This is a genomic window from Roseburia inulinivorans DSM 16841, assembly GCF_000174195.1.
Classification (GTDB): Bacteria; Bacillota; Clostridia; order Lachnospirales; family Lachnospiraceae; genus Roseburia; species Roseburia inulinivorans.
The window spans coordinates 1-8386 of record NZ_ACFY01000176.1 but is presented as its reverse complement, the minus strand read 5'-3'; the positions used below and the strand labels follow the sequence as shown (position 1 = coordinate 8386).

Here is an 8386-nt window from a genome sequence, read left to right as displayed (position 1 = left end):
CACGCTGTGAATGACTTGTGAGAGGACGCTTATATTTGCCCAATCAACGTTATGGATTGCACCACAGAATCTGCCAATTTACGTTATGGAACTCACGGAGTTTCATCTTTGGGTTCTGCCGCTCGTAACTTGGATTGACGGATTTTTAGATTGAATTTCTATGGAGTGTATATTCAAAATATTGCAGTTTCATAACTTATGAGATAATGAATGTAAAGTGGGCGAATATTGTTTTCGTTTTGCGTTATGGAGATGAAACTCTCCATTTGTGGAAGCCTCTGCTGAACACAAATGTTCAGAGAGGTTCATCGCAATGTTTGACGCAACGAAACACAATATTTGTCCATTTCACATTCATGTTTTCATAAACATGTCAGACTGCAATATTTTGTTCATAACCTAAATTATAAAATTCAATCTAAAAATCCGTGCCACCACCTACAGGCGGCAGTTCATACGTTAAACTCCGGTTTACAGTTTCACTTTGAAGGTTTCGTCCGCCGGAAATCCCCCGGCGCATTTCTGCATACCCCTCTGGATACTGTCGGCGGAAGTTCCCCAGTCCTTATCTTTATTGCGGTAATCATTCTTTTCCACAAACCATGAGACTTCCTTTTGCAGCCGTTCCATATTTTCCTGCATGAGAGGAAAAGCAATTGCATAAAAATCTTTCTTCTGTGCATCATTTAATTTATTTTCCGCAGTCTCGATCAGATCGCCGAAATGAGGAAGGCAGAATCCCTTGCTGTTTTCAAACATCTGCCGAAATTCCTCGTTTTTCAGATACAGGTCAAAAAAGGTGTCCAGATACCGTCCGTAAATGCTGCGGAAGTGGTCACATACATAACAACTGTTTACTTTTTGAGAAATCCATGAACCCAGCTGCGTCTCTGGAAGCTTTGGATCTGTTGCATCTGTTTTTCTCATGCGTTTTAAAAAACTTGACTTTCCGGGCGAGAAATCCTTCATTTCTTTTGTGAGTTCTGCATTCAGCTTCTTCAAGTGTGTACTTAAAATTAAAGCGTTTCCGAGACGGTTTCCATAATCATACATCATTTTAAAGTGATGACGGCAGAATCCGGTTGCATCTGTTTTTTCGCGGATGTCATCCTCCATATAAGCAGAGCCTAAAATAAAGGAGATGGCATGCTGTTCTGCCTCGCGCTCTAAATGGCAGAATGGACATTCACCATCGGCTTTAAAGGCATCGATCAATGGGATAGTTGCAATATTTTCTCTCATATGTAAGTCTCCTGGAAGTGTAATTTATGAAGATTGTAGTTTTTTAATTTCTGCTAAGGGCAATCCGGAAAGAGTGGATATTATTGTATCATATCAAAAACTTTTTTGACAACCCGGGAAGGTACTTTTTATGATATTTTTGCACATTCGTAAGTACAATTGGTAAGTCAGCGAAAATCATCCTTGTAAAAATCCGTTTTATCATATAATATAAGAGTGCAAAAGTCTCTGCCTCTGAAAGAGGCGGCAGAAAAATCAGAGCAGGAAGTTGTCATGGATTATTACAGCAGTCAGATTAACAAGTTAATACAGGAATTGTCCGAGCTGCCGGGAATCGGCGCGAAGTCTGCACAGCGTCTGGCGTTTCATATCCTGAATATGCCGGTGGAGCAGGTAGAAGGACTTTCAGAGGCAATTATCAATGCCAGGAAGAATGTCCGGTACTGCAAGGAATGTTTTACACTGACAGACGATGAACTGTGCCCTATTTGCAAAGATGCCTCCAGAAACCACAAGACGATCATGGTGGTTGAGAATACAAGGGATCTTGCTGCTTATGAGAAAACACAGAAATACGACGGTGTCTACCACGTGCTTCACGGTGCGATTTCACCGATGCTTGGAATTGGACCGAATGACATTAAGTTAAAGGAACTCATGCAGCGATTACAGCAGGATGTGGACGAGGTGATCATTGCCACGAACTCCAGCCTTGAGGGAGAGACAACTGCAATGTATATCAGCAAATTAATAAAACCAACCGGTATCAAAGTGACCAGGATCGCCAGCGGTGTGCCGGTAGGCGGAGATTTGGAATATATAGATGAAGTGACATTGCTTCGTGCACTTGAGGGGCGGACGGAGCTTTGATCTAAGAAGAAAGGCAAGGTTATTATGACAAATTTAGAACTGGAAAAAACCGCGAATGAAATTCGCAAAAGCATTGTGACCGCAGTTCATAGTGCAAAATCCGGACATCCGGGTGGATCATTATCATCAGCAGATATTTTTACCTATCTGTATTTTGAAGAAATGAATATTGATCCAAAGAATCCGAAGATGGAAGACCGCGACCGCTTTGTATTGTCCAAAGGACATGTTGCTCCAGGATTATACTCTACATTAGCAGAGAGAGGATACTTCCCAAAAGAGGACCTCGTTACATTGCGTCATACAGGTTCTTATTTACAGGGACATCCGGATATGAAACATATTCCAGGTGTTGATATGTCCAGCGGATCACTTGGACAGGGACTTTCTGTTGCAGTTGGTATGGCGGCAGTTGGAAAGTATGACAAAAAAGATTACCGTGTATACACACTTTGTGGTGATGGAGAAATTCAGGAAGGACAGATCTGGGAAGCAGCAATGTGGGCTGGCTTTAAGAAACTGGACAACCTTGTAGTCGTTGTAGATAACAATAACCTTCAGATTGACGGTGCAGTGGACGAAGTATGTTCTCCGTATCCAATCGATAAAAAATTCGAAGCATTCAACTTCCATGTGATCAACATTGATGGAAATGACTTTGATCAGATTCGTGCGGCATTTAAGGAAGCAAGAGAGACAAAGGGAATGCCGACAGCAATTATCGCCAAGACAGTAAAAGGCAAAGGCGTTTCCTTCATGGAAAATGTTTGTGACTGGCATGGAAAAGCTCCAAATGATGAGCAGTATGAAGTTGCAATGGCAGATTTAGAGAAAGTAGGTGAAGCATTATGTCAGAAATAAAGAAAGTAGCAACACGTGATAGTTATGGTAATGCTTTAGTTGAACTGGGAAAAGAACATGACGATCTGATTGTTTTAGACGCAGACTTAGCAGGCGCAACCAAGACAGGTATGTTCAAAAAAGCTTTCCCGGAGCGCCATTGGGATATTGGTATTGCAGAGGCAAATATGACAGGTATCGCAGCAGGTGTTGCAGCATGCGGAAAAGTTCCATTTATCAGTTCTTTTGCAATGTTTGCAGCAGGACGTGCTTATGAGCAGGTTCGTAATGCGATCGGATATCCTCATTTGAATGTAAAAATCGGAGCAACACACGCTGGTATCTCTGTTGGAGAAGACGGAGCAACACACCAGTGTCTCGAAGATATCGGTCTGATGAGAGAAATCCCTGGAATGGTCGTGATCAATCCTGCAGATGATGTGGAAGCAAGAGCAGCGGTGAAAGCAGCTTATGAGCATGTAGGACCTGTTTATCTTCGTTTTGGACGTCTGGCAGTGCCGGTATTCAACGATGAGGCAACTTACAAATTTGAAATTGGAAAAGGAATCGTATTAAAAGAAGGAACAGATGTAACAATCTTTGCAACCGGTCTCTGTGTAAATGAGACAATCGAAGCAGAAAAAATGCTTGCGGCGGACGGTATCAATGCGGAGATCATCAACATTCATACGATTAAACCATTAGATCGTGAGCTTGTCGTAAAATCTGCTTTAAAGACTGGAAAAGTTGTCACGGTAGAGGAACATTCTGTGATTGGTGGTCTTGGAAGTGCTGTATGTGATGTTCTTTGCGAGGAAGCACCTACAAAAGTATTAAAGATCGGTATCAATGATGTGTTCGGTGAGTCCGGTCCTGCACTCGAACTGATCAAAAAATATGGTCTGGATGCAGAAGGCATTTACAAGAAAGTAAAAGCATTTGTAAAATAAATTTTTAAAATATTCTTGTGAAAAAATAAAACAAGGTAGAAAGAAAACCCGATATGCTGGAAATTTCCGGTATATCGGTTTTTTTGTCGAAATAATTTTTTCGGGAAGGATACAATCCGCCAAAATATGCGTCCGTCTTGTGCTAGGATTTCCTGTAAAGTAAACATCACCCATCAATGGGACAGGCAGCGGAAAGGGGTTTATATATGATTGAGATCATTCGGGAAGAAAGTTTTGACAGTGAACAGGAAAAGAGAGAACTACCTAAGAATATCAGACAGATCGGATCGCCGGATATTGGAGACCGCATTTACATAGAAAATAAAGTACATGAATATATGCATCCTTACGATGCATTGCAGGAGAAAACGGTTTATGTTTTGCTTGGAAGATTTGAAAATATGATTGGCAGGCAATGCGTATTTGTGGAGGCGGCAATCTGTCTGGAAGAGATTGCATTTGAGGGGGAGTGCCCAGTGTGGAGCGATGACAGTTGGGCGTATCTTTATAAAAAACTGAAACATGCTTATGACAATATGGTCATTGTCGGCTGGGCGATGGATATCCGTGGACAGTTGCCGAATCTCACGGTTGCAATTGAGAAACTGCACCGGACTTATTTTGGCGGAGAACACCAGATTTTGTATCTTATGGACTCTCTGGAAAAAGAGGATGCCTTTTATAGCCTGAAAAATGGCTATCTTAAGAGAAGAGCAGGATATTACATTTATTACGCACAAAAATCGTTTACTTTATCCGCTATAATAGATGATGAGCGGAAAAAAGATACATATATTCAAAAGAAACAGAATGAAAAACAGGAGATGATGCAGGAGGATAATCAGAAAGAAAAAAATCAGGAACAGGAATCATGGAGTGAACATTTTTTTGCAGAAATGAAAAATGATGAGAATTATGCAAGAGAAGAGGAAAATGAAAAAGAACGGACGAGTTCTTACCGTACCTATCTGGAGCAAAAAGGGCAGAAAACAAAAATGATTCCATCTTACGGACTTTCTATTTTACTTTTTCTGGTGGTGTGTGGTCTGGGATTTGCAGCGTTTCAGAATCATCAGAAAATGAATGCGATGGAGACAGCACTGATGCAGATGAACAGTGCAAAGATGACGGAAACAGAGACACAGACACCGGCTTCTGAGACAGATGTAACGGTTAAAGTGGAGTCGGTAGAGGGAAACATTATACCGCAGGACAATGCACAGACAGGGGCGGCAGTGGATGTGACGCAGGGAGAAGAGCAGACAGCAGAGAATGCGACACAGGAAAACGGACAGACAGAGGCAGCAGCGGAAGGGGATGATATACAAGTGCAGACCAATACAGAACAGACGGAAACACAGCCACAGACAGACACAGGCGCAGTGCAGACAGCAGGGCAGACGGACAATGCACAGGCACAGGAAACAGCAGTGGTGCAGCCGGAAGCAAGCCAGTATCTCTCGCAGGGTTATTACATTGTACAAAAGGGTGACAGTCTTGTGGGAATCTGCCGGAAAGTTTACAATACTACCGCTATGATGGACAAGCTATGCGAGACAAATGGAATCGACAATCCGGATGCAATCTATGAAGGTCAGTATCTGACACTGCCGAATTAAAAAAGAAGTGAAACAAAAGCCGGGGCGTGCTATAATAAAAACAACTTTGCAGTAAAAAGAAGTGAAGGACTGCAAAAACACCAGAATTTGGGAGAAAGCATGACAGAACAGGATAAAAAGAAATTTAAGACCGTGCCGGCAATGGATATGGATGAGTATAAACAGAAAATAAGGGAACACCGGTTAAAGATTTTAAAAAGAACACTGGTGACGGCGCTGATCATTTTCGTGATCATTGCAGGCTTATTTCTCTTTCTGGCTTTGCGCCATTACGAAGATTTTGATGTAAATTCAACTGTGGAACGTTCGGATACAGCAGCAACCATTTTTGAAGAGTTTCAGGGGAATATTTTAAAATACAGCAATGATGGTGCTTTGTATACGGATACTTATAATGAACGGATCTGGAATCAGACCTATGAGATGGCGAAACCGACTATCGATATGTGTGAGGATTATCTGGCCATATATGACAAAAAGGGAACGCAGATTTACATCATGACTTCGCAGGGGCTGGTGTCAAACATAGAGACAACGATGACCATTGAGCAGGTGAGCATCGCTGCACAGGGAACGGTTGCGGTGCTAATGGGAGATCAATCCAATTCGTATCTTGTAGTGTATGACAAAAATGGAAAAGAGCTGGTAAACGGAGCTATTTATGGAGAGGATGGTGGATATCCGATTGCGATTGCACTGTCGAACGATGCCATCAAACTTGCAGTGTCTATGCTGGATATCAATGATGGAAATGTAAAAACGACGATTGCATTTTACAACTTCGGTTCTGTAGGCGAAAATGAAATCGACCGCATTGTATCTGCAAATTCATTTTCCGATATGGTGATTCCACAGCTTGATTTTGTGTCAGATGACCGCATGGTAGCATATGGGGATTCTGAGATCGCAATCTTTGAAGGAACACAAAAACCAAAACTGGCTCAGGAAATTCCATTGACCGGGGAAGCAAAAAGTATTTTTAATAATAATAAATACGTGGGAGTTGTATATAGCAACAATGATGAAAAACTGACGCATCATGTTGCGGTGTACGATATGCACGGATTCACGGTGATGGAGAAAGATTTTTCACAGGAATATACAGAAATCGGGTTTTTGTCAAACAATGAAGTGTGCATCCTGAACAATCATTCCTGCGATATCTATACCGTGCGTGGTATTTACAAATTCCATTATGATTTTGACGAGGAACTTTACAAGGTCATTTCAGGAGGAACTGGTTTAAATTATACGATCATACTGGAAAATTCGACCGAGAAAGTAAGACTGAAATAAGGAGTACATATGAACTGGTTACTGATTATTATTGTGTTGTTATTGGCGCTTTGCGTTGTCAACGGTTATCGCAAGGGCTTCTTACGCATGATGTATTCTATGGTATCATGGGTGATCATGTTTGCGCTGGTAACGTGGGCGACGCCGTATATCAATACATTTCTGAGGGATAATACGTCTATAGATCAGACGATTGCCGTATACTGTGAACAGCAGATCCGGGAAAAGACAGCGAAACAGATAGAACAGGAAGCTGCAGCTGTGCCGGGAGAAGCTGCGGATGAAACACAGCCGGCGGCAGGACAACAGGCAGAAGGAGTGGAACAGAATAATGGACAACCGGCGGATCTTACAAAGCTTGGTGTGAAGCTTCCGGATTCTGTCATGAACAATATCTCAGAAAAAACAGCAGACCTTGCCGGGGAAGCATTAGATGCTTCCGGAATCTATGCACAGGTTTCTGTTGGAATGGCAGATTTTATTTTAAATGGAATTTCATTTTTTATTGCATTTGCTGTTGGGATGATCGTGTTGCATTTTTTTTCCGGAATACTTGGTATTGTATCAAGGATTCCGATTATTCGTGGAATCAACAAGTATCTCGGAACTGTTGCGGGAGCCATATACGGCTTTGTGGTTGTCTGGATTGCTTTTTATGTGATAGCGCTTTGCAGTACCAGTGAAGTTGGTGGGGCTTTAATTTCGTATATATATGAAAGTCCGTTTCTTACATATATATATGAAAACAATCTGATCGTTGCATTGATCATGATGTTTTTATAAAAAATAGAGATCATAGATATAGGGGTAAGCCGGATGCATTCCCCTATATCTATTTATAAGAGAAACTTAAGTAAAATATAAGTGTAGAAAATGAAAAAAGTGTGTTGACAGTAGAAAAAAATGATGTTAGTATAATACTCACCGCGAGGGAAATACCTGTGGCGAACATCAATATTTAAATGAATGGGTAAAGAATCTGGACAAGTTATTCTTACATTCATGAAATAAAATGATGAAAAAAGTTGTTGACAAACGAATGACGGTTTGGTATTATTAACAAGCTGTCGCAAACGAGTGACAACGAACTGTTTCGAAAACGAAGCAAAACAAAATAAAAAAGTTGTTGACAAACACTTCTGAATGTGATAATATATCAGAGTTGCTAAAAACAACAAAGAACATTGATAACTGAACAGTGAATAACCTTGAAAGATTCATAAGAGAATAATTCAAGTCATCGAAAGATGAACGAACAGCTTTTAATAAAGCAAACCTTAAAAACAGTAAAACCTGAATCAAGATTCCGGTAGGAACTTGTTTCTGATTTAGAAAAGCCAGATATTCTGGCTGGATTAAAACTTTTAACATGAGAGTTTGATCCTGGCTCAGGATGAACGCTGGCGGCGTGCTTAACACATGCAAGTCGAACGAAGCACTTTGATCGATTTCTTCGGAATGAAGTTTTAGTGACTGAGTGGCGGACGGGTGAGTAACGCGTGGGTAACCTGCCTCACACAGGGGGATAACAGTTGGAAACGGCTGCTAATACCGCATAAGCGCACAGTG

The 8386-nt window shown here is 41.3% G+C and carries 7 protein-coding genes and 1 rRNA gene; 7 read left to right on the top strand and 1 reads right to left on the bottom strand.

Annotation, left to right across the window (positions count from 1 at the left end; genetic code table 11):
• Positions 1-471: 471 nt before the first annotated feature.
• On the bottom strand, positions 472-1242 hold the full coding sequence (locus tag ROSEINA2194_RS19325) for a DUF6062 family protein (RefSeq protein WP_007890886.1): 771 nt from the start codon (positions 1240-1242) through the stop codon (positions 472-474).
• 273 nt (positions 1243-1515) lie between these two features.
• Here ROSEINA2194_RS19325 and recR point away from each other — a divergent pair, with 273 nt between their 5' ends.
• From recR to ROSEINA2194_RS19290, 7 genes are all read left to right on the top strand, one after another.
• Positions 1516-2112, top strand: a complete 597-nt coding sequence (gene recR, locus ROSEINA2194_RS19320) for a recombination mediator RecR (protein WP_021922087.1) — start codon at positions 1516-1518, stop codon at positions 2110-2112.
• A 24-nt stretch (positions 2113-2136) separates the two neighbouring features.
• Positions 2137-2973, top strand: coding sequence for a transketolase (locus ROSEINA2194_RS19315; protein ID WP_007890883.1), 837 nt, complete (start codon positions 2137-2139; stop codon positions 2971-2973).
• Positions 2961-3902 carry a transketolase family protein gene (locus tag ROSEINA2194_RS19310; protein ID WP_007890882.1) on the top strand — a complete coding sequence of 314 codons (942 nt, stop codon included), beginning with the start codon at positions 2961-2963 and terminating at the stop codon, positions 3900-3902. Before ROSEINA2194_RS19315 ends, ROSEINA2194_RS19310 begins: the two co-directional genes overlap by 13 nt.
• Positions 3903-4108: 206 nt before the next feature.
• Positions 4109-5521, top strand: a complete 1413-nt coding sequence (locus ROSEINA2194_RS19305) for a LysM peptidoglycan-binding domain-containing protein (protein WP_044929029.1) — start codon at positions 4109-4111, stop codon at positions 5519-5521.
• 99 nt (positions 5522-5620) lie between these two features.
• Positions 5621-6817: a DUF5711 family protein gene (locus tag ROSEINA2194_RS19300; protein ID WP_007890875.1), complete on the top strand. Its 1197-nt coding sequence runs from the start codon at positions 5621-5623 to the stop codon at positions 6815-6817.
• A 9-nt stretch (positions 6818-6826) separates the two neighbouring features.
• On the top strand, positions 6827-7600 hold the full coding sequence (locus tag ROSEINA2194_RS19295; RefSeq protein WP_007890871.1) for a CvpA family protein: 774 nt from the start codon (positions 6827-6829) through the stop codon (positions 7598-7600).
• Positions 7601-8182: 582 nt separating this feature from the next.
• Positions 8183-8386 (top strand): 16S ribosomal RNA (locus tag ROSEINA2194_RS19290); the annotation flags it as partial.

Bases quoted from the DNA above. Each gene is read 5' to 3' on its own strand.
- ROSEINA2194_RS19325 (WP_007890886.1), bottom strand. From the start codon at position 1,242: ATGAGAGAAAATATTGCAACTATCCCATTGATCGATGCCTTTAAAGCC.
- recR (WP_021922087.1), top strand. From the start codon at position 1,516: ATGGATTATTACAGCAGTCAGATTAACAAGTTAATACAGGAATTGTCC.
- ROSEINA2194_RS19315 (WP_007890883.1), top strand. From the start codon at position 2,137: ATGACAAATTTAGAACTGGAAAAAACCGCGAATGAAATTCGCAAAAGC.
- ROSEINA2194_RS19310 (WP_007890882.1), top strand. From the start codon at position 2,961: ATGTCAGAAATAAAGAAAGTAGCAACACGTGATAGTTATGGTAATGCT.
- ROSEINA2194_RS19305 (WP_044929029.1), top strand. From the start codon at position 4,109: ATGATTGAGATCATTCGGGAAGAAAGTTTTGACAGTGAACAGGAAAAG.
- ROSEINA2194_RS19300 (WP_007890875.1), top strand. From the start codon at position 5,621: ATGACAGAACAGGATAAAAAGAAATTTAAGACCGTGCCGGCAATGGAT.
- ROSEINA2194_RS19295 (WP_007890871.1), top strand. From the start codon at position 6,827: ATGAACTGGTTACTGATTATTATTGTGTTGTTATTGGCGCTTTGCGTT.